Below are 25,634 nucleotides of genomic sequence, written 5' to 3'. Positions count from 1 at the left end.
GGTGCGCCCGGTGTCGCCGGAGCGACACCGGGCGCGCCCGCAGCGGGAGCGTCAGCGCATGCGGCGGCCGCGGGGCACCGGGTCGGTCTCGTCGTCGAACTCGCCGATGACCTCCTCGAGGAGGTCCTCCAGCGCCACGAAGCCGATCGGGCGGGTCGGGCCGCCGCCGTTGCTGACCAACGCCAGCTGCGCCTGCCGGCCCCGCATGGCCGCGACGGCCTCGGTGACCGACGCCTCGCCGGGCAGCGTGAACGCCGGGGTCATCAGCTCCTCGGCGGTCGCCGGCCGGCCGGTGGTGACCGCCCGGACCGCCTCGCGGACGTGGACGAGCCCGCACACCTCGCCACCACGGTCGACCACGGCGAGCCGCGACCGGCCGCTGTCGCGGGAGACGTGCTCGATCCGCTCGGCGGTGTCGTCCCGGCGCACCGTGACGATCCGGTCGAACGGCTCCATCACCTGCGCCACCCGGGTGCCCTGCAGCTCCAGCATGCTGGTGAGCAGCTGGTGCTGCTCGGCGCCGAGCAGCCCGTGCTCGCGGGACTGCTCCAGCAGGATGCGCAGCTCGTCGGGGCCGTGCACCTGGGCGAGCTGGTCCTGCTGGCGTACGCCGAACAGCCGCAGCACGGCGTTCGCGAGGGCGTTCAGCGCGGACAGCACCGGGCGGGCGACCCGGGCGAAGGCCCGGAACGGCAGCGCCAGCAGCATGGCCGAGCGCTCGGCGTCGGTGATCGCCCAGGACTTCGGGGCCATCTCGCCGACCACCAGGTGCAGGAAGGTCACCAGGGCCAGGGCGAACAGCAGCCCGACCAGGTGGCTCACCGCGTCCGGCAGGCCGACCGCGTGCAGCAGCGGGCTGAGCAGGTGCTCGATGGCCGGCTCGGCCAGCGCGCCGAGGCCCAGGGTGCACAGGGTGATGCCGAGCTGGGCGCCGGCCAGCATGAGGCTCAGCTCGCGGACGCCGTCCAGCGCCGCGCGGGCCGCCCGGCCGCCGCCGGCCGCCGACTGCTCCAGCCGGTACCGCTTGGCGGCGACCAGCGCGAACTCGGCCGCCACGAAGAAGCCGTTGAGCGCCAGCAGCACCACGGAGAAGAAGAGCGCGAACCCGGGGCTCATGCCGCCTCCTCCCCGGGCACGCCGGCCGTGGTCCGCAGCCGGACGGAGTCGGCCACGTGCCGGTCCACGGCGAGCACCTCGACCAGGGCGCGGGGCTCGGTGTCCGGCTCCTCGCCGTCGACGGCCAGCGCGATCTCCAGCCGGTCGCCGACCTCGGGCACCCGGCCCAGCTCTCGCATGACCAGGCCGGAGAGGGTGTCGTACTCGGGCGCCTCGGGCAGCGCGATGCCGGTGCTGTCGGCGACCTCGTCGATCCGCCAGCGGGCCGGCACCACCCAGGAGCCGTCGTCCTGCCGGGCGGGGGCGCGCTCCGGCGGGTCGTCCTCGTCGCGGATCGGCCCGACCAGCTCCTCGGCGAGGTCCTCCAGCGTGATCACGCCGGCGAAGCCGCCGTACTCGTCGACCACGCAGGCGAGCTGGCGGTGCCCGACCCGGAGCCGGTCCAGCACCGTCGGCAGCGGCAGCGTCTCCGGCACCAGCAACGGGGGTACGGCCACCGCGGCGACCCGGGTGGTCGCCCGCTCGGCCGGCGGCACCCCGAGCACGTCGGCGATGCCGATGACGCCGACCAGGTCGTCGACGCCTTCCGCGCCGCGCACCGGGAACCGGGAGTGACCGGTGTCGAGCAGCTCGACGACCCGGCTGACCGGCTCGCCGGCCCGTACGGTGTGCACGTCGACCCGGGGGACCATGGCCTCCCCGGCGGTCAGCTCCCGGAAGTCGAGGCCCCGGTCGAGCAGGTCGGACATCTCGGCGTCCAGGCGCCCCTCCTCCCGGGACTCCGCGATGATCTGCTCCAGGTCCTCCGGGGTGGCGCCGCTGGGCAGCTCCTCGATCGGCTCGATGCCGATCCGGCGCAGCAGCCGCACGGCGGCCCGGTCGAAGAGGGTGATCAGCGGTCCGGCGATCCGCAGGTACATGAGGGTGGACCGGGCGAGCGCCCGGGCCAGGGGCTCGGCGCGGGCGATGGCCAGGTTCTTCGGGGCCAGCTCGCCGAGGACCATCTGCACGACGGTCGCGATGATCAGGGCGAGCGCCACCGACAGCGGCAGCGCCACCGCGTCGGAGACGCCGGCCACGCCGAGCAGGTCGGCCAGACCGGCGCCCAGGTACGGCTCGGCGGCGTAACCGACCAGCAGGGCGGTCACGGTGATGCCGAGCTGGGCGCCGGAGAGCATGAACGAGAGCCGGCCGGTCACCTCCAGGGCCCGGGCGGCGGCGCGGTCGCCACCGTCGGCGAGCTGCTTGAGCTTGCCCCGGTCCACGGCGACGTAACCGAACTCCTGGGCCACGAAGTAACCGGTGGCGGCGGTGAGCACGATGATGAGGACGAGTCCGACGAGGATCAGCACGGGAGGTTCAGGGCTCCCGGGGCCGTCGGGTCCAGAGGTTGCCGGGCACGACCCGGCTGGCTACTGCTGCCCTCCTGGGCAGAGGAGTCGATCATGCAGCCATTTTATCGGCGGCGGCTGGACGTTCGCTGAGGGTGCCGGAAGGCTCCCCGCTGTCCGGTTCAGCGGCCGGCCAGCTCGTCGGCGTCCAGCAGTTTCCGGTCGATCCGCCCCGAGCGGTAGGCGGCCCGCCCGATCATCTGCGCGGCGACCGGCGCGGTGGCCAGCTGGAACACCGCCACCAGCGCGATCATGCCCAGGTCCGACGGCGTACGCAGCCGCAGCGCGATGCCGACGAGCAGCAGGAGCACGCCGAGCACCTGCGGCTTCGTGGCCGCGTGCATCCGGGCCAGCACGTCCGGGAAGCGCAGCACGCCGATCCCGGCGACCAGGCTGAGCAGCCCCCCGGCCAGCAGGCAGGCCCCACCGAGCCAGTCGGCGACCGTGCTCATGCCGTGCCTCCTCTCGTTCGCGACTGCGGGGCTCGCAGACCCGGCACACTCCTCGCGCTCACACTTCCTCCCGGACCGCGAAGCGCACCAGCGACACCGAGCCGATGAAGCCGAGCAGCGAGAGCACCACCAGCACGGGCAGGGTGCTGGCGTGCCCGTTGACCCCCGCCTCGGCGCCCACCGCGCCGAGCATGGTGGCCAGCAGCAGGTCGGCGGCGACGACCCGGTCGAGCAGGGTCGGCCCGCGGTAGATCCGGGCCAGGGCGAGCAGCGCGGTGACCGAGAGCAGCACGGTCAGCGCCAGGGCGAGCAGCGCGGTCACGGATGGTTCCTCCGATCGACGAGTTCGGGGTTGAGCCGGCGTACCTCCGCGGGGGAGCCGACGGCGCGGACGACGCGCCGTTCGACGGCGAGGACCCGCTCCCGGCTGGCGGTCAGGTCCTCCGGGCCGCGGACGTCGAGCACGTGCACGTACAGCACGCCCCGGTCGCGGTCCACTTCGAGGATCAGGGTCCCCGGCACCAGGGAGACCACCTCGGCGGTGAGCGCCAGGTTGAGGTCGGTGCGGACCCGCAGCGGCACCGCGATGACCGCGCCGCGCGGGACGTAGCCGGGGCGCAGCGCGACGGCGGCGACGTGCAGGCTGGCGGTGACCAGTTCGCCGGCGAAGGTGACCGCGAGGACCAGCAGGGCGCCGGGGCGCAGCCGCCCGCCGAAGGTGACCGGCGGGAGCGGGAAGAAGAGCAGCACGGCCGCGCCGATCACCAGGCCGGCGAGCAGGTTCCCCCAGGACAGGTCGCCCCAGAGGAGCACCCAGATGGCGACCAGCCACCCGAGCGCGATGGCCTGGTCGCGACGCCGCCCGCCCCGGCCCACGGCGGGAGCGGGCGCGTCGGGCGCGAGGTGGACCGGCGGCGGCGTGTCCGGCGGTTCCGCGTCGCCGGCCGCCCGGCCCGGGGGCGGGTCGTCGGTCACGGCAGGACCGCCCGGACGTACGGGGTGCGCTGGCGCAGGTCGGTGGCCGCGTCCACGGTGACCCGGAACAGCGGCCCGGCGGCCAGGGTGAGCACCAGGCCGAGCAGCACCAGGGCGGCGGTGGCACCGACCATCAGCCCGGGCAGCCGGACGGGCGGGCCGGAGGTGGCCAGCCGCGGCGCCCGCCAGAACGCGATGTTCCACACCCGGGAGGCGGCGTAGAGGGTGAGCAGGCTGGTCAGCGCGCCCGCCCCCACGAGCACGGCGGGCAGCGTCCCGCCGGCCGCCACACCGGCCTGGAGCAGGCCGAGCTTGCCGAGGAAGCCGGAGAACGGCGGGATGCCGGCCAGGTTCATGGCCGGGACGAAGAAGAGCACGGCGAGCAGCGGGGCGATCCGGGCCAGCCCGCCGAGCCGGCGCAGGTCGGTGCTGCCGGCGCGCTCCTCGACCAGGCCGGCGACCAGGAACAGCGTGGTCTGGATGGTGATGTGGTGCACCACGTAGAAGATCGCCCCGGCCAGGCCCGCGACGCTGCTCAGCGCCACCCCGAAGATCATGTAGCCGATGTGGCTCACGAGGGTGAAGGAGAAGAGCCGCTTCATGTCGGACTGGGCCGCCGCGCCGAGGATGCCGACCACCATGGTCAGCCCGGCCACCACCATGAGCAGGTTGGCGACCTGCCCGCCGGGGAAGAGCAGCGTCTCGGTGCGGATGATCGCGTACACGCCGACCTTGGTGAGCAGGCCGGCGAAGACCGCGGTCACCGGGGCCGGTGCGGTCGGGTAGCTGTCCGGCAGCCAGGCGGAGACCGGGAAGACCGCCGCCTTGATGCCGAAGGCGAGCAGCAGGGTGAGCTGCAACGCCAGGCGTACGCCGGACGGCAGGGCGTCCAGCCGGCCGGCGAGCTGCGCCATGTTGACGGTGCCGGTGGCCGCGTACACGAGCCCCAGCGCGGCCAGGAAGATCATCGACGACAGGATGCTGACCACCACGTACGTCGAGCCGGTGCGGATCCGGACCTCCGTGCCGCCGAGGGTGATCAGCACGAAGCTCGCGGCCAGCAGGATCTCGAAGCCGACGAACAGGTTGAACAGGTCCCCGGCCAGGAAGGCGTTGGTCACGCCGGCGGTGAGCACCAGGTAGGTGGGGTGGTAGATGCTCACCGGGGCGCTCTCGCTGGTCTCCCCCCGCCCCTGGCCGATCGAGTAGAGCAGCACGCAGAGGGTGACCGCCGAGGAGACCACCAGCATCAGCGCGGCCAACTGGTCGGCGACCAGCACGATGCCGACCGGCGGCGGCCAGCCGGCCACCCGGACCACGACGGGCCCGTGCCGGTACGCCTCGACCAGCAGCACCACCGCCACCACCAGGGTGGTGGTCAGCCCGAGCACGCTGACCGACCGCTGCAACCGGGGCCGGTTGGTCAGGATCAGGGTGAGCGCCGCGCCGAGCAGCGGCACCACCACCGGCAGCGGCACCAGCGCCCGGGTCATGCGCTGGCCTTCGTTCGCAACTGCCGGGCTCGCAGACCCGGCTCACATCTCGCGCTCACTGGTCCTCGCCCCGCCGGCGCAGGCGGCGCAGCGCCGGTTCCGGGTCGACCTGCTCCGGATCGTTGTCCGGACCCTCGCCGCCGAGGTCCGCCGTGGACACCTCGTTGCGGTCGGCGAGCCGGACGATCTGGCGGTCCTCCAGGTCGTCCTGCACCTCGTCGTCGCCGGACAGGTACCAGCTCCGATAGGCCACGGCGAGCAGGAACGCGGTCAGCCCGAACGTGATCACCACGGCGGTGAGCACCATGGCCTGCGGCAGCGCGTCGCTCATGCCCGCGGCCGGCGCGGTGCCCACCAGCGGGGCGGCCCCCGACCGGCCGCCGAGCAGGATGAGCAGGTTCACCCCGTTGCCGAGCAGGATGACGCCGAGCAGGATCCGGGTCAGGCTGCGCTCCAGCAGCAGGGTGACCCCGGCCGCGACGAGCACCCCGACGGCGATCACCAGCACCAGGGTCGGCCCGGCCGCGCCCCGGGTCATGAACTCTCACCCTCACGCCGCACGGCCAGCCCCCGCGCCGGCTCGCCGGCGGCCTCGACGTGCCGGTCCACCTCCGCGCCGAGGCTGCGCAGGATGTCCAGCACGAGCCCGACCACGACGAGGTAGACGCCGATGTCGAAGAAGAGCGACGTGACCAGGTAGAAGTGGCCGACCAGCGGCAGCCAGAGGTTGACCTTCACGCTCTCCAGCACCTGGCCGGAGAGGAGCAGCCCGAGCACGCCGCCGCCGACCGAGACGGCCAGGCCCGTGCCCAGCACGGTGCCGGCGCCGACCGGGGCGGACTCGGCCAGCTCGTACCGGCCGCCGGCCAGGTAGCGGACGGTCAGCGCGAGGCCGGCGACCAGGCCGCCGGAGAACCCGCCGCCCGGGGCGTTGTGCCCGGAGAAGAGCAGGAACAGGGAGAACAGCAGCACCGTGTGGAAGATCAGCCGGGTGACCACCTCGAAGACGATCGAGCGGCGGCGCTCGTTCAGGGTCGCCCCGCCACGCAGCCAGACCGTCCGCCGGTCCCGGAGCGACCTCACCGGGTCGGGACGGCGCGGGCGGGGCCCGGTGCGGGACCGCTCGAAGATCAGGCTGGCCACCCCGGTCGCGGTCACCACGAGCACCGCGATCTCACCCATGGTGTCCCAGGCCCGGATGTCGACCAGCGTCACGTTGACCACGTTGCGGCCGTAGCCCTGCGCCACGGCCAGGTCGGGGAAGGCCGCCGAGACCGACGGCTCCCGCCGCGCGCCGGCCGCGGCCAGCGCCAGCCCGGCCATGACCAGGCCGGCGGCCGCCCCGATGCCCCGGCGTACCCAGCGGCTGCGGCGCAGCGGGCGGGCCGAGAAGCGTTCCGGCAGCCGGCGCAGCACCAGCACGAAGACGGCGATGGTGGCGGTCTCCACGAGGAACTGGGTGAGCGCCACGTCGGGAGCGCCGTAGAGGACGAACATCATGGCGGTGCCGTAGCCGGTCACCCCGACCAGCAGCATGGCGGTGAGCCGGCGCCGGGCGCCCACCGCGAGCAGCGCGGCCACCGCGATGACCACGCAGACCACGAGCTGGGTCGGGTTGTCCCACACGGCGATCTCGGTGCGCCAGGGCCGGGTGACCAGCATGGCGCCGCCCGGCACGAGCACCAGGACGACGAGCACGGTGCCGAGGTACTGCGGCAGGGCGCCGCGCTGGGTGGCGCCGGTGACCTCGATGGCGAACCGGTCGAACCGGTGCGTGATCCACTCGTACCCCTGGTTGCCACCGACCGGCGCGCGCAGCCGGGTCAGCGCGGGGGCGAGCGGGCCACGGACCAGGTGCAGCACCGCCCCGCCGGCCAGCACCACGGCGGAGAGGCCGAGCGCCGCGGTCGGCCCGTGCCAGAGCGCGAGTTTCTCCTCGACCGGACCGAACAGCTCGGCGTACGGGCGCAGCAGGCCACCCAGCCAGCCGGCGGCCGGACCGGCGGCCAGTCCGGCGACGGCGAGCAGGGCCGGGGGTACGAGCATGGCGGCGGGCGGCGGCTCCACGTCGGTCACCGGGACGCCCGGCCGCGACGCGAACGCGCCCCAGAGGAACCGGATGCTGTACGCGACGGTCAGCGCGCTGCCCACGACCAGCCCGGCGAGCACCACCGGCCGCCCGGTGAACGCGCCGAGCACCGCCTCCTTGGCCACGAAGCCGAGCAGCGGCGGCACGCCCGCCATCGAGGCGGCGGCCAGCGCGGCGACCGTGGCGAGCACCGGCGCGCTGCGGCCCACGCCGGACAGATCACGGAGGTCCCGGCTGCCGGCGCTGTGGTCGAGGATGCCGACGACGAGGAAGAGCGCGGCCTTGAACAGCGCGTGCGCCAGCAGCATGGCGGCACCGGCGAGGGCCGCCTTCGGGGTGCCTGCCCCGAGCACCACGGTGAGCAGGCCGAGCTGGCTCACCGTCCCGTACGCCAGCAGCAGCTTGAGGTCGGTCTGCCGCAGCGCCGCCCAGCCCCCGGCGACCAGGGTGACCAGCCCGGCGACCACGGTGACCGGCCGCCACGGCCCGGCCGGGGCGAGCGCCGGCCCGAGCAGCCCGACGAGGAACACCCCGGCCTTCACCATGGCGGCCGCGTGCAGGTAGGCGCTGACCGGGGTGGGTGCCGCCATCGCCACCGGCAGCCACGAGGTGAACGGGAAGACCGCGGACTTCGCGAGGGCGCCGGTGAGGACGAGCAGCACGGCGACCACCAGGTAGCCGCCGCCGGGCAGCGGCGCGGCCGTGACGACCGACCAGCGGTAGCTGCCCACGTGGTGACCGAGCAGCAGGAAACCGACAAGCATGGCCAGCCCGCCGAGGGTGGTGACGGTCAGGGCCTGGGCCGCCGCCCACCGGCTGGACCGCCGCTCGGTGCTGTGCCCGATCAGCAGGTAGGAGAAGACCGTGGTCAGCTCCCAGAAGACGTAGAGCAGCAGCAGGTCGTCGGAGACGACCAGGCCGACCATGGCCCCGGCGAAGGCCACCAGGACGGCCGCGAACCGGGCCAGGCCCGCCGAGCCCGCGTGGAAGTAGCGGGCCGAGTAGACCAGCACCAGCGCGCCGACGCCGCCGACCAGCAGCAGCATCAGCCAGGACAGGGTGGTGACCCGCAGCGCCACGTCGAGCCGGAGCTCCGGAACCCACGGGTACGTCTCGACCACCGCCCCGCCCGCGCGGACCGCCCCGGTGTGCGCCACGGCCCAGCCGAAGGTGGCGGCCGGCGCGAGCGCGAGCAGCAGGCACGCGCGGGGGCCCCACCGGCGGACCAGCAGCGGGGCGGACAGGGCCGCCACCAGGTGCAGGATCAGCAGGACGAGCACGCGCACTCCCGGTCGAGGTGACAGCGCGCCGGGGCACGCTGCGGCCACGATCGATCAGACGCCACATTCCTGCCCGACCGGGCGGTTTTCCGGAAACCGGCCCGGGCCGCGGGCGGGCCGTCAGCGCAGGGCGGGGTCGGGGGCGGAGCGCTCCCGGCGGGGGGTCTCGACGAGCAGGTCGGGACGGCCGAGCTGGCGGACCGCCTTGTTGACCACGCGCTGCGCGGCGGCCAGGGAGCGCACCGGCAGCAGCTTGCCGCGGCTCTCCCGGCGCAGGACGAAGTAGTGCACCGCGGCGCGGACGAGCCCCCGGTCGGCGGCGCTGGAGTGGGCGGTGGCGACGACCAGCTCGCGCAGGCAGCGGGCCAGGTCCTCGGCCAGCTCGAGCTCGGGACCGTGCAGACCGGTGCGGAGCGTGGCGAGGTGACTGTCGACCTTGCGGATGAGCACGTCGGTCCCGGACCCGGAGCCTCGCCCCTGCACGGTCATCCAAGCCCTCCACCCCACGCTGCGTTGCGGGTGAAGTTACTTTATGTTGCGCGGTGCAAGCAAGCAGTTAAGTGAGACTTAACGCATTCAAGGCCGCATCCGTCGCTTAAGGCCCCGTCCCGGACAGATCAGCGTTTCGCCAGCAAGCGGGTTGTCAGACCGGCGAGGCAGGATGGAGGGCGTGGCGGACGAGGTGACCCGGGGCGCGGCGGTCCTGGCGGAGTTCGGGGCGGCGACCCGGGAGTGGTTCACCGCGGCCTTCGCGGCGCCCACCCCCGCCCAGGAGGGCGCCTGGCGGTCGGTCGCCGCCGGCCGCAACGCCCTGGTGGTCGCACCGACCGGCTCCGGCAAGACCCTCGCGGCGTTCCTGTGGTCGCTCGACCGGCTGGCCAAGGAGCCACCGCCGGCCGAGGCGCGCCAGCGCTGCCGGGTCCTCTACGTGAGCCCGCTCAAGGCGCTCGCCGTCGACGTGGAGCGCAACCTGCGCGCCCCGCTCACCGGCATCCGGCAGGCCGCCACCCGGCTCGGCCTCACCCCGCCCGACATCACCGTGGGCATGCGAACCGGCGACACACCCGCCGACGAGCGGCGCGCCTTCGCCCGCACGCCGCCGGACATCCTCATCACCACACCCGAGTCGCTGTTCCTGCTGCTCACCTCCGCCGCCCGCGACTCGCTGCGCGGGGTCCGCACGGTGATCGTCGACGAGGTGCACGCCGTCGCCGGCACGAAGCGCGGCGCCCACCTGGCCCTCTCCCTGGAACGCCTCGACGCGCTGCTGGAGACCCCGGCGCAGCGGATCGGCCTCTCCGCCACCGTCCGGCCGATCGACGTGTGCGCCCGCTTCCTCGGTGGTGCCCGCCCCGTCGACGTGGTGCAGCCGCCCACCAGCAAGACCATCGAGGTCAGCGTGCAGGTGCCGGTCGAGGACATGACCCGCCTCGACGAGCAGGAGCCGCCGGAGGACGCGCTGGGCGGGCTCGGCCCCCGCCGGGCGTCGATCTGGCCGGCCGTCGAGGAACGGGTCTTCTCGCTGATCCGGTCGCACCGGTCGACCATCGTCTTCACCAACTCCCGACGCAGCGCCGAGCGGCTCTGCGCCCGGCTCAACGAACTGGCCGCCGAGGAACTGGAGGCGGCGGCCACCCCGGACGGCGGCGGTCTCGTGGACGACGCCGGTCCGGCGCGGCGGCGGGGCGCCGAGGCGTTCGGCGGGCCGGTCGGGCCGCTGCGCGCGCCGCGGCAGCCGGCCGAGGTGATGGCGCAGTCCGGGGCGGCGGCCGGTGCGCCGCCGGTGATCGCGCGGGCCCACCACGGCAGCGTCTCCCGCGAGGAGCGCAAGCACATCGAGGAGGCGCTCAAGTCCGGGCAGCTCCCGGCCGTGGTCGCCACCTCCAGCCTGGAGCTGGGCATCGACATGGGCGCCGTCGACCTGGTCGTGCAGATCGAGGCCCCGCCGAGCGTGGCCGCCGGCCTGCAACGGGTCGGCCGGGCCGGGCACCAGGTCGGCGCGGTGTCCCGCGGCGTGGTCTTCCCGAAGCACCGCGGCGACCTGCTGTCCTGCACCGTGGTCGCCGAGCGGATGGGCGAGGGCGCCATCGAGGAGCTGCACTACCCGCGCAACCCCCTCGACGTGCTGGCCCAGCAGATCGTGGCCATGGTGGCCCTGGAGCCGTGGCGGCTCGGCGACCTGGCCGTGCTGGTCCGCCGGGCCGCCCCGTTCGCCGAGCTGCCCGACTCGGCGCTGCACGCGGTGCTCGACATGCTCTCCGGGCGCTACCCGTCGACCGCCTTCGCCGAGCTGCGGCCCCGGCTGGTGTGGGACCGGGCCGCCGACGTGCTCACCGGCCGGCCCGGCGCGCAGCGGCTCGCCGTGACCAGTGGCGGCACCATTCCCGACCGCGGCCTGTTCGGGGTCTTCCTGGCCGGTGCCGAGCGGGCCGCCCGCGTCGGTGAGCTGGACGAGGAGATGGTCTACGAGTCCCGGGTCGGCGACGTCTTCCTGCTCGGCTCGTCGTCCTGGCGGATCGAGGAGATCACCCCCGACCGGGTGCTGGTCTCCCCCGCCCCGGGGCAGGCGGCCCGGATGCCGTTCTGGAAGGGCGACCAGCTCGGCCGCCCCGTCGAGCTGGGCCGGGCCATCGGCGCCCGGGTCCGGGCGCTGCTGCGCCAGTCCGACGCCGACGCGGTGGCGGCGCTGCGCGCGGGCGGGCTGGACGGCTGGGCCGCCGGCAACCTCATGACCTACCTGCGCGAGCAGAAGGAGGCCACCCGGTCGCTGCCCGACGACCGCACGGTGGTGGTCGAGCGGTTCCGCGACGAGCTGGGCGACTGGCGGCTCGCCGTGCACTCGGTCCTCGGCGCCCGGGTCAACGGCCCGTGGGCGCTCGCCATCGGGCGGCGGCTCGCCGAACGCTACGGGGTCGACGCCCAGGTGATGCCCTCCGACGACGGCATCGTGGTCCGCCTGCCGGACACCGCCGACGAGCCGCCCGGCGCCGACGTGGTGGTCTTCGACCCCGACGAGATCGCCCAGCTGGTCGAGGAGTCCGTCGGCACCTCGGCGCTGTTCGCCTCCCGGTTCCGTGAGTGCGCGGCCCGGTCCCTGCTGCTGCCCCGCCGCGACCCGCGCCGCCGGCAGCCGCTCTGGCAGCAGCGCCAGCGGGCCGCCCAGCTCCTCGACGTGGCCCGCGAGTACGCCGACTTCCCGGTCACCCTGGAGGCCGCCCGGGAATGCCTCCAGGACGTCTTCGACCAGCCCGCGCTGGCCCAGCTCATGCGCGACCTGGGCGCCCGCAAGGTCCGCCTGGTCGAGGTCGAGTCCGAGCGCCCGTCGCCGTTCGCCCGCTCGCTGCTGTTCGGCTACGTGGGCGCGTTCCTCTACGAGGGCGACGCGCCGCTGGCCGAACGGCGGGCCGCCGCCCTGGCCCTCGACTCGGGGCTCCTCGGCGAGCTGCTCGGCCGGGTCGACCTTCGGGAACTGCTCGATCCGGCGGTGCTCGCCGAGACCGAACGGCAACTGCGCTGGCGCACCGAACAGCGTCGCCCCCGCGACGCGGAGGACGTGGTCGAGCTGCTCCGGGTGGTCGGCGACCTGAGCGAGGCCGAGCTGGCCGAGCGGGGCGTACCGGCCGGGTGGCTCGGCGAGCTGGAGGCGGCCCGGCGGGTGCTGCGGGTACGGGTTGCCGGCGAGGACCGCTGGGTGGTCGTCGAGGACGCCGCCCGCCTGCGCGACGCGCTCGGCGTGGCGCTGCCCGTCGGGGTGGCCGAGGCGTACCTGGCACCGGTGGCCGACCCGCTGGGCGACCTGGTCGCCCGCTACGCCCGCACCCACGGCCCGTTCGCGGCGGCCACCTGCGCCGCCCGGTTCGGGCTCGGGGTGTTCGTGGTCGAGCAGGCGCTGCGCCGCCTGGCCGCCACCGGGCGGGTGGTCTCCGGTGAGTTCGCGCCCGACAGCGTCGGCACCCAGTGGTGCGACGCCGAGGTGCTGCGGCTGCTGCGCCGCCGGTCCCTCGCGGCGCTGCGCCGGGAGATCGAGCCGGTGCCGCCCCGGGCGCTCGCCGCGTTCCTGCCCCGCTGGCAGCAGGTCGGCTCCTCGGCCCGGGGCGTCGAGGCGGTCGCCGCCACCGTCGAGCAGTTGCAGGGGGCGGCCGTGCCGGCGTCCGCGCTGGAACGCCTCGTGCTGCCCGCCCGCGTCGCCGACTACTCCCCCGCCCAGCTCGACGAGCTCTGCGCCAGCGGCGAGGTGGTCTGGGCCGGGTCCGGGGCGATCTCCGGGGGCGACGGCTGGGTCACCCTCGCGTACGCGGACGTCGCGCCGCTGCTGCTGCCCCCGCCGGACGAGGCGCTGACCCTCACCCCGCTGCACGAGGCGGTGCTCGACGCACTCGCCGACGGGCAGGCGCTGTTCTTCCGCTCCCTCTCCGACCGGGTCGGCTCCACCGACGACACCGCCCTGACGGCCGCCGTGTGGGATCTGGTCTGGGCCGGCCACCTCACCAACGACACCCTGGCCCCGCTCCGGGCGGCGCTCGGCGGTGGCGGGGCGCACCGGTCCCGGCCCACCGCGGCGCGCACCCGCTACCGCCGCCCCGGCCGGGTGGCGCTGCCCAGCCGCGGCGGCCCGCCCACCGTGGCCGGCCGCTGGTCCCGGCTGCCCGAGCGCGACCTCGACCCCACCCGGCGGGCCGCCGCCCTCGCCGACCTGCTCCTCGAACGGCACGGCGTGGTCACCCGGGGCGCGGTCATGGCCGAGCAGGTGACCGGGGGCTTCGCGGCGGTCTACCCGGTGCTGTCCGCGCTGGAGGAACGCGGGGCGGCGCGGCGCGGCTACTTCGTCGAAGGGCTGGGCGCGGCCCAGTTCGCCGTGCCCGGCGCGGTCGACCGCATCCGCGCGCTCGCCGACCCCGCCGACGACAGCCGGTCCCGCGGCGGCCCCACCGTGGTCCTCGCCGCCACCGACCCGGCCAACCCGTACGGCGCGGCCCTGCCCTGGCCCGACCGGGTGGTCGACTCCGGGGACGGGGCCGCACCGGCCACCGGCCACCGGGCCGGGCGCAAGGCCGGCGCGCTGGTCGTGCTGGTCGGCGGCGACCTGGTGCTCTACGTCGAGCGGGGCGGGCGGACCATCCTGTCCTTCACCGACGACACCGACACGCTGGCCGCGGCCGGCAAGGCGCTCGCCGACGCGGTGCACTCGGGGGCGCTCGGCGCGATCTCGGTGGAACGCGCCGACGGCGAGGCGGTGCACTCCTCGCCGCTGCGGGACGCGCTGACGGCGGCCGGCTTCCGCGCCACCCCCCGAGGCCTCCGCCTCCGCGGCTGACCGCCGGCGGCGTGAGGCGTGCGCGGTCTTGGGAGGCGGCGTCAGCTCCAGTTGGTGGTCGTTAGGGTGTGCGCGCACAGACGAGGAGGGACCGATGGCCTCGATCCACGTACGGCCCGCCGTGCCCGGTGACCACGCCGACCTCGCGGCCCTGCACGAGCGGGAGTGGGGCGGCCCGTTCGTGGTGGTCCACGACTCCCGCTACGACCTGCGGGAACTGCCCGCCCTCGTGGCCGTGGACGAGGCGGGCGGCTTCGCCGGGGCGCTGGTGCACCGGCTCGCCGACGGCGGCCTCGAAGTGGTCAGCCTGGCCGCCACGGCACCGGGCAACGGTGCCGGGAGCGCCCTGCTGGCCGCCGCCGAGGCGGTCGCCACGGCCGCCGGGGCGGACCGGCTCTGGCTGGTCACCACCAACGACAATCTCCGGGCGCTGCGCTTCTACCAGCGCCGGGGGCTGCGGATCGTGGCGGTGGACCCGGGCGCGGTCGACCGGGCACGCGCGGTCAAGCCGGGCATCCCGCACCTGGGTGAGGACGACATCCCGCTCCACGACGAGCTGCGGCTGGAACGGCGGCTGACCGGGCCGGAGGTACGGCCGTGACCGGCCCCGGAGCGACGCCCTGGATCTCGCTGACCACGGACTACGGCCTGGCCGACGGTTTCGTGGCGGCCTGCCACGGGGTGCTCGCCCGGCTCGCCCCGGCCGCCCGGGTGATCGACGTGACCCACCTGGTGCCGCCGGCCGACGTACGCCGGGGTGCGGCCGTGCTCGCGCAGACCGTGCCGTACCTGCCGGTCGGGGTGCACGTGGCCGTGGTCGACCCGGGCGTCGGCACGGCGCGGCGCGGTGTCGCGCTGGCCACCCCCGGCGGTCTGCTGGTGGGCCCGGACAACGGCCTGCTGCTGGACGCGGCCACGGCCCTCGGCGGGATCACCGGGGCGGTGGAGCTGACCAATCCGGCCTGGCTCGCCCCGGCGGTCTCCGGCACCTTCCACGGGCGGGACGTGTTCGCGCCGGTGGCCGCGCGGCTGGCCCTCGGCGCGCCGCTCGGCGAGGCGGGGCGCGCCGTGGACCCCGGGACGCTGGTCCGGCTGCCGGAGCCGCTGGTCCGCACCGACGCCGGCGGCTTCACGGCCGAGGTGCTGACCGTCGACCACTTCGGCAACGTCCAGCTGGCCGCGCCCGGCGCGCTGCTGGAGGGGCTGCCGGAGCGGGTCAGGGCGGCGGGCCGGGCGGCGGTGCGCGGGCGTACCTTCGGCGACGCCCCGGCCGGCGGCCTGGTCGCGTACGTGGACTCGGCCGGGCTGGTGGCCCTGGCGGTCAACACGGGCCGCGCGGTCGACCTGCTGGGCCTGCACCCGGGCGACGTGGTGACGGTGACCGGCGGCTGAGCCGTGCGGATCCGGCGCGCCGAGGGAGGATGGACGGGTGCCCGAAGGCGACACCGTCTGGAACACCGCCCGCGTCCTCCAGCGCGCCCTGGCCGGCGCCCGGCTCACCGGCTCCGACTTCCGCGTGCCGCAGCTCGCCGCGACGGATCTGACCGGCTGGACCGTGCGCGAGTCGGCCAGCCGGGGCAAGCACCTGCTGCTCCGGCTCACCGCACCCCCCGGAGCCGCCACGCGGGCCACACGCACGCCGGCCGAAGCCGCACAAACGGCCGCCGGGTCGGCCGACGGCGGTGGGCGGGACTGGACGCTGCACTCGCACCTGCGGATGGACGGCGTCTGGCGGGCGTACGCCCCGGGCGAGCGCTGGTCGGCCCGGCCCGCGCACCTGATCCGGGTGGTGCTCCGCTCCCCCGGCGCGATCGCGGTCGGCTACCACCTGCACGAGCTGGCCCTGATCCCGACCGCCGAGGAGGAGTCCCTCGTCGGCCACCTCGGCCCGGACCTGCTCGGCCCCGACTGGGACCCGGACGAGGCGGTGCGTCGGCTGTCGGCCCACCCGGACGAGACGATCGGCGAGGCGCTGCTGGACCAGCGGAACCTGGCCGGGGTGGGCAACCTCTACAAGTGCGAGGTGCTGTTCCTGCGCGGGGTCAACCCGTGGACGCCGGTCCGCGCGGTGGCCGACCTGCCGGGCACGGTCACCCTCGCGCAGCGGCTGCTCGCCGCCAACCGGGGCCGCTGGACGCAGAGCACCACCGGCTCGGTGCACCGGGGTCAGACCAGCTACGTCTACGGCCGGCGGGCCCAGCCGTGCCGGCGCTGCGGGACGGCGATCCGCAAGGAGGAGCTGGGCGAGCGGGTCACGTACTGGTGCCCGGTCTGCCAGCCGGACCGCTGAGCGGGACGGCGCGTGGAACTTCCACGAAACGCCCAAGATCGCCCGAGATAGGGACGATTGGGTAGTTCCCTCCCCCACCTTCGGCGTCGCATGCTGCGGTGGAGTGCTCACCGCTAGTCAGCAGCGCGTACGCCCGCCACGTCGGGGTGACGGCAGGCGCGCCCCGACCCCGGGGAGAGCCATGGTGCTGTTCCGCAGACTCCGGCCGGGATGGACGGACCGGTTCGCCCGGACCGCCGAGGACCACGCGCCGACCGTGCCCGCCGCCCGCGCCGCCGACGAGGAGACCGGCCCCACCCCGGCCAGCCTCGACCCGGCCGCCGTGCCGCGCTGCTTCGGCCCGGTGCCGAACTTCGCCGCCAGCCCGCTGCCCGCGGTCGACGCCGACGGTCGGCCGCTGCCCGGCACCGGCGTCCGCAAGTTCGTCGACCCGCTGCCGGTGCCCGGCCCGCCGGCCACCGCCGGGCTGGGCGCCCGCCTGCCGGTCGCGGTCCCCGACACGATCACCTGGCCGGGCTGCGACTACTACGAGATCGGCCTCCAGGAGTACGCGCAGAGACTGCACCGCGACCTGCCGGCCACCCGGCTGCGCGGCTACCGCCAGCTCAACCTGGGCACCGACGCGTCCGGCCACAACACCGTGGCGCCGCCCGACCGGCCCTGGCACCTCGGCCCGATGATCGTGGCCCGGCGCGGCCGGCCGGTGCGGGTCAAGTTCATCAACCAGCTGCCCACCGGCCAGGCCGGCGAGCTGTTCCTGCCGGTCGACGAGACGGTCGACGGCGCCGGCATCGGCCCGCTGGACGGGCCGGCGCCCTACCCGCAGAACCGGGCGGTGCCGCACCTGGCCGGGGCGCAGACCGGGTGGATCAGCGCCGGCAACCCCTGGCAGTGGGTCACCCCGGCCGGCGAGATCACCCCGTACCCGACCGGGGTGGGGGTGACCCCGGTGCCGGACATGCCGCCGCCCGGCGCGGGCGCCACCACGCTCTACTTCCCCAACGAGCAGAGCGGCCGGCTCATGTGGCTGCACGACAACACGCTCGGCCTGTCCCGGCTCACCGTCTACTCCGGGCAACTCGCGCTCTACCTGCTCACCGACCCGGCCGAGGAGCGGCTGGTGGACGACGGGGTGCTCCCCGCCGACCAGCTCCCCCTGGTGATCGAGGACAAGACCTTCGTGCCGGACGACGCCCAGCTCGCCGCACAGGACCCCACCTGGGACCGGGACCGCTGGGGCGCGAAGGGCAGCCTCTGGCACCCGCACGTCTACCAGCCCCGGCAGAACCCCTACCGGACCAGCGGCGGGAACCCGACCGGCCGCTGGGACTACGGCCCGTGGACGCACGACCCGGACGGCGGGGCCAGCCCCTGGGTCGCCCCGGTGCCGAACCCGCACCACGACCCGGTCGCCGAGCCGGACGAGCCGCCGCTCGCGCCGGGCGTGCCGCACCCGTCGGCCGTGCCCGAGGCGTACGGGGACACGCCGCTGGTCAACGGGGTGGCCTACCCGTACCTGGAGGTCGCGCCGCGGGCGTACCGGTTCCGGATCCTCAACGCCTGCCCGGACCGGACGCTCAACCTGCAGCTCTACCGGGCCCGCTCCGACAAGCCGATGTGGACGGAGACCGGTGCGGCGGGCGACCCGCTCGCCGGCGAGGTGCCGATGGTCGAGGCGGTTCGGGCCGCCGGGCGCCCGGCGCACTGGCCGGTGGACGGGCGTGACGGCGGGGTGCCGGACCCGGCCGCCGCCGGGCCGGAGCTGATCCAGATCGGCAACGAGGGCGGCCTGCTGCCGGCCCCCGTCGTGCTGCCCAACCGCCCGATCGGCTACCGGTACGACCGCCAGGACCCCACCGTGCTCAACGTGGACGGACACGCCCTGCTGCTCGCCCCCGGCGAGCGGGCCGACGTGGTGGTCGACTTCGCGGGCGTGCCGCCGGGCAGCACGCTGATCCTCTACAACGACTGCCCGGCACCACTGCCCCGGTTCGATCCCCGGTACGACCAGCACACCGACGCGCCGGACCGCACCGCCACCGGCGGCCTCCCCGCCGCGCGACCCGGCTACGGCCCGAACACCCGTACCCTGCTCCAGATCCGGGTGTCCGGCAGCCCGGCGGCGCCGTACGACCGGGACCGGCTCGCCGCGCGGCTACCCGGCGCGTACGCGGAGAGCCAGCGACCGCCGATCGTGCCGCAGCCGGCCTACGACGCCGCCTTCGGCACCCGTACCCCCGGCGCGACGCTGGTGCCGGCGCGCTCCACCTCGGTGACCTTCACCCCGGCGGGCGCGGCCGCGCCGGTCACCGTGCCGCTGGCGGTCAAGTCGGTCGGGCAGGTCTTCGAGTCCCGGCACGGCCGGGCGGTGGGACGGCTCGGGGTCGGCCACCCGGGCGCCGGGCAGCGGGCCCCCGCGACGTTGCCGCTCGGCCCGGTCGACCCGGCCACCGAGGTGCTGCACGTGACCGACCCGACCGTGCCGGTGGGCGCGCCGGCCGACGGCACCCAGCTGTGGCGGATCGTCGGCGACGCGCCGCGCACCCACCCGGTGCACATCGAGGGCTGCGACGTGCAGCTCGTCAACCGGGTCGGCTGGGACGGCAGCGTCCGCCCGCCGGACGCCAACGAGCTGGGCTGGAAGGACACCGTCCGGGTCAACCCGCGGGAGGACGTGATCGTGGCCCTGCGCCCGGTCCCGCCCAGCCTGCCGTTCAAGATCGGCGACAGCGTGCGGCTGCTCGACCCGACCCGGCCGGCCGGCGCCCGGCTGGACGCCAGCCCGGTCAGCCCGATCGACGGGCGGCCCGCCGTGGTCGTCAACCAGCTGGTCAACCTGGGTTGGGAGTACCGCTGGCAGACCCGCTCGGCGGGGCTGCGCGACCAGGGCATGAGCCGGCCGCTGGTGCTGCGGGTGGCACCCAGGGCGCCGACGGGGCTGACCGCCACCCCGGCCCCCGGCTCGGCCACCGTGCTGCCCGCCATCGCCCTGGCCTGGACCGGCAACGGCAGCCGCCCGCCGGCCACCAGCCACCGGCTGCAACGCGCCACCGACGCGGCCTTCACGGCGGGGCTCACCGAGATCACCGTGGCCGCGACCGCCACCCGGTACACCGACGCGACCGTCACCCCGGGGGTCACCTACCACTACCGGATCCGGGCCGAGAACGCCGTGAGCTGCTCGGCGTGGTCGAACAGCACCCCCGCCTCGGTGCAGCTCACCGCACCGGCGAAGCTGGCCGCCGTGGTGCCGGCGGCCGCGCCGCTGCGGATCGCGCTGCGCTGGGCGAACCGCTCCTTCGCCACCGGGGTGGACGTGCAGCGGGCCACCAACCCGACGTTCACGAGCGGCCCGGGGACCACCGCCATCGCCGTGGGCGAGGCGCACCTCGACCCGGCGGTCGCCCCGGACACGACCTACTACTACCGGGTACGCACCACGTACCTCGGTGCGGCGTCACCCTGGTCGACGGTGGCCGCCGTGACGACACCGCCCCGGCCCGGGGTGCCGACCGGAGTGCTGGCCACCGCCACCGCACCCGCCCCGGACACCGCCACGGTGATCCTGAGCTGGTCGGCCAGCACGCCCACCGGCGCGGGCGCCGGTTTCGTGGTGCAACGCGCCACGGACGCCACCTTCACCCAGGACCTGGCCACGTTCAGCGTGACGGGCCGCGGCTTCACGAACACGGGCCTGGCCCGGGGCGTGACGTACCACTACCGCATCCGCTCGACGAACGTGGTGGGCACCTCCCCCTGGACCACCCCCACCCAGGTGACGACGCCCCCCTGACGGCCCGCCCACCCGACCCTTGTCGATCAAGAGGTTTGCGTCAGGAATCGCGCCGATCCTGACGCAAACCTCTTGATCAACGCGCCGAAGGCGGGGCGGTGGTCAGGGCGTGCGCAGGGGGGTGTGGGCGGTGCGGAGTTCGGCGAGCGCGGACGCGACGCCGTGCAGCAGGTCGGTGGCCTCGGTGAGGCGGGTGGCCGACGGGTCCTGGGTGCTGGGGTGGGCGTCCTCGGCCACGTAGCCGGCGGCGGCCACCACCAGCCGCTCGTACGCGGCCACCCCGCTCTCCAGCTGACCGACGAGGGTGGCGTGCGCCTCGGCGAGGGACCCGCGCGCCTCGGCGGGGGCGAGCTTCAACGCACGTTCCACACCGGCCACCCGGTTGGCCAGGTCGCGCAGGGAGCGGTCGGCCTCGGCCGCCTCCCGGACCGCCGGCTCGGCCAGCCCGGTGAGCCGGCCGGCCAGCCCGGCCAGGGTCAGCGCGGCCCGGTCGAGCCGGGCCCAGGCGTCGGCGGCGGTGGTGCCGCGCAGCGCGAGACGGGAGCGGACGCGGCGTACCTCGGCGAGGACGCCGGGGCCCACGGGCAGCCGCTCGAGCGCGGCGACCAGCCGGGCCCGGGACCGGGCGGCGGCCGCGGCCGGGTCGAGGGCCGGCGGAGCGGGCACGGCGGCGAGGGCGCGCAGGTCGACCCAGCGCCAGGCGGCGACGGCGATGGCGCTGCCGGCGGCGCCGGCCCAGGCCGCGTCGGGCAGGCCCAGCCCCGCGTACGGGGTCAGCACCGCGGCGGCGCCGCCCAGCCCGCCGGCCAGGACGCTCCAGCGCCGTGCGGACCGGCGCAACCTGCGCAGCCGGCGGAAGTGCCGCGCCCGCTCGTCGACCATCGGTCTCCCCCGTCCCCTAGCTCGTGGTGCTCTCCCCGGTGCCCCGCTCCCGGCTCATGGTGGACCGGATCTCGTCGAGCCGGGCGGCGGCCGCCGGGTCGGCCGGCTGCCCCACCCCGGGGCGCTCCTGCCGGGCGCCGAGCTGCTCGCCGGCCATGCTCGACCGGATCTGCTCCAGTCTCGCCGACCCGGCCGAGTCGAGGGTCGCCTTCTGGATCTCCAGCATCCGGCCCTCGACGGAGTTGCCGGCCAGTTCGGCCCGGCCCATGGCGTCGGCGTAGCGGCGTTCGATCCGGTCGCGGACCTCGTTGAGCGACGGGGTGGTGCCGGGGGCGGTGAGCGCCGACATCGACTCCAGCGAGCGGGCCACGGTCTCCTGCATCTTGGCCTGCTCGAGCTGGCTGAGCAGCTTGGTGCGCTCGGCCAGCTTCTGCTGGAGGATCATCGAGTTGTTCTCGACCGCCTTACGGGCCTGCGCGGCCGCGCCGAGCGCCTGGTCGTGCAGGGTCTTGAGGTCCTCCATGGCCTGCTCGGCGGAGACCAGCTGGCTGGCGAGCAACTGCGCGGACTGCTCGTAGCGGCCCGCCTCGGTCTCGTCACCGCGGCCGCGGGCCTGGTCGGCCAGGACCAGGGCCTGCCGGGCGTTGGCCTGGAGCTGCTCGACCTCGGTCATCTGCCGGGACAGCTTCAGCTCCAGCTGCCGCTGGTTGCCGATCACGGCGGCCGCCTGCTGGACCAGCGCCTGGTGCTGCCGCTGGGCCTCCTCGATGGCCTGCTGGATCTGCACCTTCGGATCGGCGTGCTCGTCGATCTTCGCGCCGAAGAGCGCCATCAGGTATTTCCAACCCTTGACGAACGGGTTCGCCATCTCCGCCTTGTCCCCTCAGTAGCGTCGCGTCGCCTCGGCCGGGGTCGACCCGCGGGCCGCGCGGTGTGCCTCCATGGTTCCAGCCGGACGCCAGCCCGGCACCCCGTACGACCCTGATCAACACTACGACGCGGCCGCCACCGGGGACCACGGCGCGACGGGTGGAATCAGGCGGCGCAGACGACGTCGCGGTCCGCGGGGCGGACCCGGGTGGTGCGCAGCGTGGCCTTGAGGGGCGAGTCCTGGCGGACCTGGACGGCCACCGAACCGTCGGAGGTGACCTGGCGGACCCCCCGATTGGTCGCCTTGCGCACGGCCGGCGGGGCGACCGGCGCCGGCTCGACCGGCTCGTCGGTGACCGGCACCAGCACCCCGGGCATCTGCTCGGCCAGGGCGACCGTGTCGCTGACCTCGCGGAGCAGCTCGGAGAGGCGGGCGCCGAGCGCGTCGCAGATCGCGGCCAGCAGCTCGCTGGAGGGTTCCTTGTGGCCGCGCTCGATCTCGGAGAGGTAACCGAGGCTCACGTTGGCGGCGGAGGAGACCTCGCGGAGGGTGCGGTGCTGCCCCTGCCGGCGCGCCCGCAGTGCGTCACCGATCACCCGGCGTAGCAGAACCATCGCACCTCCCCCTGGACGGGAACCACCATCTCCGGCCGGGCGTGCCGCGCCGGGCGCGGCGGACCGCCCCGGCGCCGGCGTCGTCCGCCGGAGCCTTCCCGCAACCGTACCCGTTGGCCGCCCGGACGACATCCCACCCCGCCTCTCCAATCCCGCAGAACCGGACGCGCGGGCCGATCGGCGGCTCCGCACGCTCTGCCCGCCGCCGGGCGTGTCGCGCGCCGGCCCACCGCCGCGGAGCGATCCACCGCCTCCGGACCGGCTCACCGCTGGCCGGCCCCCGCCCGGTCGGCGTCGTCCGCCTCCCCGGCCGAGCGCGCCTCGTCGGCCTGGACGGCGGCGTGGATCTGCTCGGCGAGCAGGCGCAGCGCCTCGATCACCGCGGCCGAGCGGATGTGGTCCCGGCCACCGTCGAGGTACAGCTCGCGTACCTCGGTGCCCCCGGGTCCGGCCGCCGCCACGTAGACCAGGCCGACCGGCTTGCCGTCCTGCGGCTCGGGCCCGGCCACGCCCGTGGTGGCCAGCCCCCAGTCGGCGCCGCAGCGCCGCCGCCCGCCCTCGGCCAGTGCGGCGGCCACGTCGGGATCGACCGGTCCGCGCTCGGCCAGCAGGTCCTCGGGTACGCCGGCCAGCTCCGACTTCAGCTCGGTGGCGTAGACCACCAGGCCGCCCCGGAAGACCCCGCTCACCCCGGCGATCTCCACGATCGCGGCGGAGAGCAGCCCGCCGGTCAGTGACTCGACGGTGGCCAGGGTCTCCTTGCGCTCGTGCAGGCTGTGCACGACGGAGGCCGCCGGACTGCCGGCGGTCCGCTCGTGCTTCGCATCCGTTCCCATGCCCGCCCTCTCTTCCCGCCCCGCCGCGACCTACTCATCCTGCGCACGGATCGGCCGATCATGGGGTTTGTCGCCCCCGACGCGCCGCCCGGGGTCAGCGGGTCGGGCGGCGCAGGCGCAGCGCCTGGGCGATGTAGTCGAAACCGGTGACCACGGTGACCACCACGGCCGCGCCCATGATCCAGGGGCCGACGGGGGCCAGGGCGTCGGGCATCGGCCAGAGGTACCAGGTGATGGCCAGGATCTGGAGCGCCGTCTTGACCTTGCCGCCCCGGCTGGCCGCGATGACGCCGTGCCGGATCACCCAGAACCGCAGCGCCGTGATGCCCAGCTCACGGGCGAGAATCACCACGGTCACCCACCAGGGCAGCCGGTCGTACCAGGAGAGCAGCACCAGTGCGGCACCGGTGAGGGCCTTGTCGGCGATCGGGTCGGCCACCTTGCCCAGCGAGGTGACCAGGCCGAACCGGCGCGCGATCCAGCCGTCGACGAGGTCGGTCGCCGAGGCGACCACGAAGATCATGCAGGCCGCCATCCGCCAGCCGGAGTGGCTCATGGCCGAGGCGACCACCGTGACCGCGAAGACCGGTACCAGCACCAGCCGCACCGCGGTCAGCACGTTCGCGGCGTTGAACAGGGGTACCGGCGCCGCCACCGTCGACTCCGCTCCGGTCATGTCCGGCACCGCCCCACGTGGCTTCCCCGTTCCGTCCGGGCCCGCCGTCACCGTGCCGCGCCGGGCGCCGCCGAGATCATCTCATCCGGTACGGCGACCAGGTCGACTCCCTCGGTCGCGGTGACCGTGGCGCGGACCAGGTCGCCGGGGCGCAGCGCGGCCAGGTCCACCCCGCCGCCCTGCGGGGCGACCAGCGTGGTGGAGCCGTCGACCTCGGGCGCCTGGTGGGCGGCCCGGCCCTCGACCACGCCGTCGGCCACCGAGTCGACCAGCACCTCCACGGTCGAGCCGAGCCGCTCCTCGGCCCGCTGCGAGCACAGCTCGTCGGCGAGCGCGGCGAGCCGGTCGTAGCGCCGCTTGATCGTCGCGGCGGAGACCTTGCCGGGCAGGCCGGCGGCCTCGGTGCCGTCCTCGTCGCTGTAGTCGAACACGCCGATCGCGTCGAGGCGCGCCTCGGTGAGGAAGCGGGTCAGCTCGGCCACGTCCTGCCGGGTCTCGCCGGGGAAGCCGACGATGAAGTTGCTCCGCGCGCCCGCCTCCGGGGCCAGCTCACGGGCGGAGGCGAGCAGCTCCAGGAACCGGTCGGTCGAGCCGAACCGGCGCATCCGGCGCAGCACCGGCTCGCTGGAGTGCTGGAACGACAGGTCGAAGTACGCGGCCACGCCCGGCGTCGTGGCGATCACCTCGACCAGGCCGGGCCGGGTCTCGGCGGGCTGGAGGTAGCTGGCCCGTACGCGCACGATGCCGTCGATCGCGGCGAGCTGCGGCAGCAGCTTCTCCAGCGCCCGCGGGTCGCCCAGGTCCTTGCCGTACGAGGTGGAGTTCTCGCTGACCAGCACCAGCTCGCGGACGCCGGTCTTGGCCAGCCACTCCGCCTCGGCGAGCAGCTCGTCCGGGGTACGCGAGACGAACGCCCCGCGGAAGGCCGGGATGGCGCAGAACGCGCAGCGCCGGTCGCAGCCGCTGGCCAGCTTCAGCGAGGCCACCGGGCCGGTGTCGAGCCGGTGCCGCAGCACCTGCCGCAGGTGCGCCGGGGTGTGCTCGTCGGCCTCGGCGGCAACCCGGGTCGGGGTGCCGTGACCGGGCAGCGACACCGCCGCCTCCCGGCGCTTGACCGGGGTGAGCGGCAGCAGCTCGCGCCGGTCGCGCGGGGTGTGCGCGCCCAGCGCCTCGCCGGCCACCACGGCGTCCAGCCGGGCCGCGATGTCGGGGTAGTCGTCGAAGCTGAGGACCGCCTGCGCCTCGGGGAGGCTGTCGGCCAGCTCGCGGCCGTAGCGCTCGGCCATGCAACCGGCGGCGACCACCTTGGCGCCGGTGTCGGCGGCGGCCAGCAGCGTCTGGATCGAGTCCTGCTTGGCCTTCTCCACGAAGCCGCAGGTGTTCACGACCACCACGTCGGCGCCCTCGCCGTCGGTGGTCACCTGCCAGCCGTCGGCGTGCAGCCGGGCGGCCAACTCCTCCGAGTCGACCTCGTTGCGGGCGCAACCCAGGGTCAGCAGGGCGACGCGACGGCCGTCAGAAGAAGAAGGGGAGGTGGCAGACACCATCCGAGGGTACCGGGC

At 75.5% G+C, this 25,634-nt stretch carries 20 protein-coding genes; 5 read left to right on the top strand and 15 right to left on the bottom strand.

What is annotated here, in order from left to right; all coding sequences use genetic code 11:
• Positions 1–51: 51 nt before the first annotated feature.
• The 9 genes from GCE86_RS01785 to GCE86_RS01745 all read right to left on the bottom strand — a co-directional run bounded on the left by GCE86_RS01785 (position 52) and on the right by GCE86_RS01745 (position 9,285).
• Positions 52–1,116 carry a hemolysin family protein gene (locus tag GCE86_RS01785; RefSeq protein WP_154225281.1) on the bottom strand — a complete coding sequence of 355 codons (1,065 nt, stop codon included), beginning with the start codon at positions 1,114–1,116 and terminating at the stop codon, positions 52–54.
• Positions 1,113–2,468, bottom strand: coding sequence for a hemolysin family protein (locus tag GCE86_RS01780; RefSeq protein ID WP_154225280.1), 1,356 nt, complete (start codon positions 2,466–2,468; stop codon positions 1,113–1,115). The genes GCE86_RS01785 and GCE86_RS01780 overlap by 4 nt, the downstream gene beginning before the upstream one ends.
• Before the next feature lie 161 nt (positions 2,469–2,629).
• Positions 2,630–2,959: a monovalent cation/H(+) antiporter subunit G gene (gene mnhG, locus GCE86_RS01775; RefSeq protein WP_154225279.1), complete on the bottom strand. Its 330-nt coding sequence runs from the start codon at positions 2,957–2,959 to the stop codon at positions 2,630–2,632.
• A 58-nt stretch (positions 2,960–3,017) separates the two neighbouring features.
• Positions 3,018–3,281, bottom strand: coding sequence for an MrpF/PhaF family protein (locus tag GCE86_RS01770; RefSeq protein WP_154225278.1), 264 nt, complete (start codon positions 3,279–3,281; stop codon positions 3,018–3,020).
• Positions 3,278–3,934 carry a Na+/H+ antiporter subunit E gene (locus GCE86_RS01765; RefSeq protein ID WP_154225277.1) on the bottom strand — a complete coding sequence of 219 codons (657 nt, stop codon included), beginning with the start codon at positions 3,932–3,934 and terminating at the stop codon, positions 3,278–3,280. The genes GCE86_RS01770 and GCE86_RS01765 overlap by 4 nt, the downstream gene beginning before the upstream one ends.
• The gene (locus GCE86_RS01760) at positions 3,931–5,427 is read right to left on the bottom strand and encodes a Na+/H+ antiporter subunit D (RefSeq protein WP_154225276.1); all 1,497 of its coding nucleotides are present in this window, start codon (positions 5,425–5,427) and stop codon (positions 3,931–3,933) included. The genes GCE86_RS01765 and GCE86_RS01760 overlap by 4 nt, the downstream gene beginning before the upstream one ends.
• 55 nt (positions 5,428–5,482) lie before the next feature.
• Positions 5,483–5,965 (bottom strand): Na(+)/H(+) antiporter subunit C, encoded by a 483-nt coding sequence (locus tag GCE86_RS01755; protein ID WP_154225275.1) that lies wholly within the window; start codon positions 5,963–5,965, stop codon positions 5,483–5,485.
• Positions 5,962–8,796 (bottom strand): Na+/H+ antiporter subunit A, encoded by a 2,835-nt coding sequence (locus GCE86_RS01750; protein ID WP_154225274.1) that lies wholly within the window; start codon positions 8,794–8,796, stop codon positions 5,962–5,964. The genes GCE86_RS01755 and GCE86_RS01750 overlap by 4 nt, the downstream gene beginning before the upstream one ends.
• A 120-nt stretch (positions 8,797–8,916) precedes the next feature.
• Positions 8,917–9,285 (bottom strand): hypothetical protein, encoded by a 369-nt coding sequence (locus tag GCE86_RS01745; RefSeq protein WP_154225273.1) that lies wholly within the window; start codon positions 9,283–9,285, stop codon positions 8,917–8,919.
• Between the two features lie 172 nt (positions 9,286–9,457).
• On the opposite strand from GCE86_RS01745, the gene GCE86_RS01740 reads away from it, so the two are divergent.
• The 5 genes from GCE86_RS01740 (at position 9,458) to GCE86_RS01720 (ending at position 20,193) form a co-directional block, all read left to right on the top strand.
• Positions 9,458–14,110 carry an ATP-dependent helicase gene (locus tag GCE86_RS01740; RefSeq protein WP_154225272.1) on the top strand — a complete coding sequence of 1,551 codons (4,653 nt, stop codon included), beginning with the start codon at positions 9,458–9,460 and terminating at the stop codon, positions 14,108–14,110.
• A gap of 94 nt (positions 14,111–14,204) precedes the next feature.
• Positions 14,205–14,711, top strand: coding sequence for a GNAT family N-acetyltransferase (locus GCE86_RS01735; protein ID WP_154225271.1), 507 nt, complete (start codon positions 14,205–14,207; stop codon positions 14,709–14,711).
• Positions 14,708–15,502, top strand: a complete 795-nt coding sequence (locus GCE86_RS01730) for an SAM hydrolase/SAM-dependent halogenase family protein (protein WP_154225270.1) — start codon at positions 14,708–14,710, stop codon at positions 15,500–15,502. The genes GCE86_RS01735 and GCE86_RS01730 overlap by 4 nt, the downstream gene beginning before the upstream one ends.
• Positions 15,503–15,539: 37 nt before the next feature.
• Positions 15,540–16,400: a zinc finger domain-containing protein gene (locus GCE86_RS01725; RefSeq protein ID WP_154225269.1), complete on the top strand. Its 861-nt coding sequence runs from the start codon at positions 15,540–15,542 to the stop codon at positions 16,398–16,400.
• A 181-nt stretch (positions 16,401–16,581) separates the two neighbouring features.
• Positions 16,582–20,193, top strand: a complete 3,612-nt coding sequence (locus GCE86_RS01720; protein WP_154225268.1) for a multicopper oxidase domain-containing protein — start codon at positions 16,582–16,584, stop codon at positions 20,191–20,193.
• A 102-nt stretch (positions 20,194–20,295) separates the two neighbouring features.
• On the opposite strand, the gene pspM is transcribed toward GCE86_RS01720, so the two are convergent.
• From pspM to rimO, 6 genes are all read right to left on the bottom strand, one after another.
• The gene (gene pspM, locus GCE86_RS01715) at positions 20,296–21,075 is read right to left on the bottom strand and encodes a phage shock envelope stress response protein PspM (RefSeq protein ID WP_154225267.1); all 780 of its coding nucleotides are present in this window, start codon (positions 21,073–21,075) and stop codon (positions 20,296–20,298) included.
• Positions 21,076–21,091: 16 nt separating this feature from the next.
• On the bottom strand, positions 21,092–21,943 hold the full coding sequence (locus GCE86_RS01710) for a PspA/IM30 family protein (RefSeq protein WP_154225266.1): 852 nt from the start codon (positions 21,941–21,943) through the stop codon (positions 21,092–21,094).
• 167 nt (positions 21,944–22,110) lie between these two features.
• Positions 22,111–22,560, bottom strand: a complete 450-nt coding sequence (locus tag GCE86_RS01705) for a helix-turn-helix domain-containing protein (protein WP_154225265.1) — start codon at positions 22,558–22,560, stop codon at positions 22,111–22,113.
• A 263-nt stretch (positions 22,561–22,823) separates the two neighbouring features.
• The gene (locus GCE86_RS01700; protein WP_154225264.1) at positions 22,824–23,396 is read right to left on the bottom strand and encodes a CinA family protein; all 573 of its coding nucleotides are present in this window, start codon (positions 23,394–23,396) and stop codon (positions 22,824–22,826) included.
• Positions 23,397–23,490: 94 nt separating this feature from the next.
• Positions 23,491–24,072 (bottom strand): CDP-diacylglycerol--glycerol-3-phosphate 3-phosphatidyltransferase, encoded by a 582-nt coding sequence (pgsA, locus tag GCE86_RS01695; RefSeq protein WP_154225263.1) that lies wholly within the window; start codon positions 24,070–24,072, stop codon positions 23,491–23,493.
• Between the two features lie 47 nt (positions 24,073–24,119).
• Complete coding sequence (rimO, locus tag GCE86_RS01690) at positions 24,120–25,619, bottom strand: 30S ribosomal protein S12 methylthiotransferase RimO (protein ID WP_154225262.1); 1,500 nt, start codon at positions 25,617–25,619, stop codon at positions 24,120–24,122.
• Between the last annotated feature and the right edge of the window lie 15 nt (positions 25,620–25,634).

It is taken from the genome of Micromonospora terminaliae (assembly GCF_009671205.1).
GTDB lineage: Bacteria > Actinomycetota > Actinomycetes > Mycobacteriales > Micromonosporaceae > Micromonospora > Micromonospora terminaliae.
Note: the sequence above shows the minus strand (reverse complement) of the source record. Positions and strands in the feature narration are given on the sequence as shown.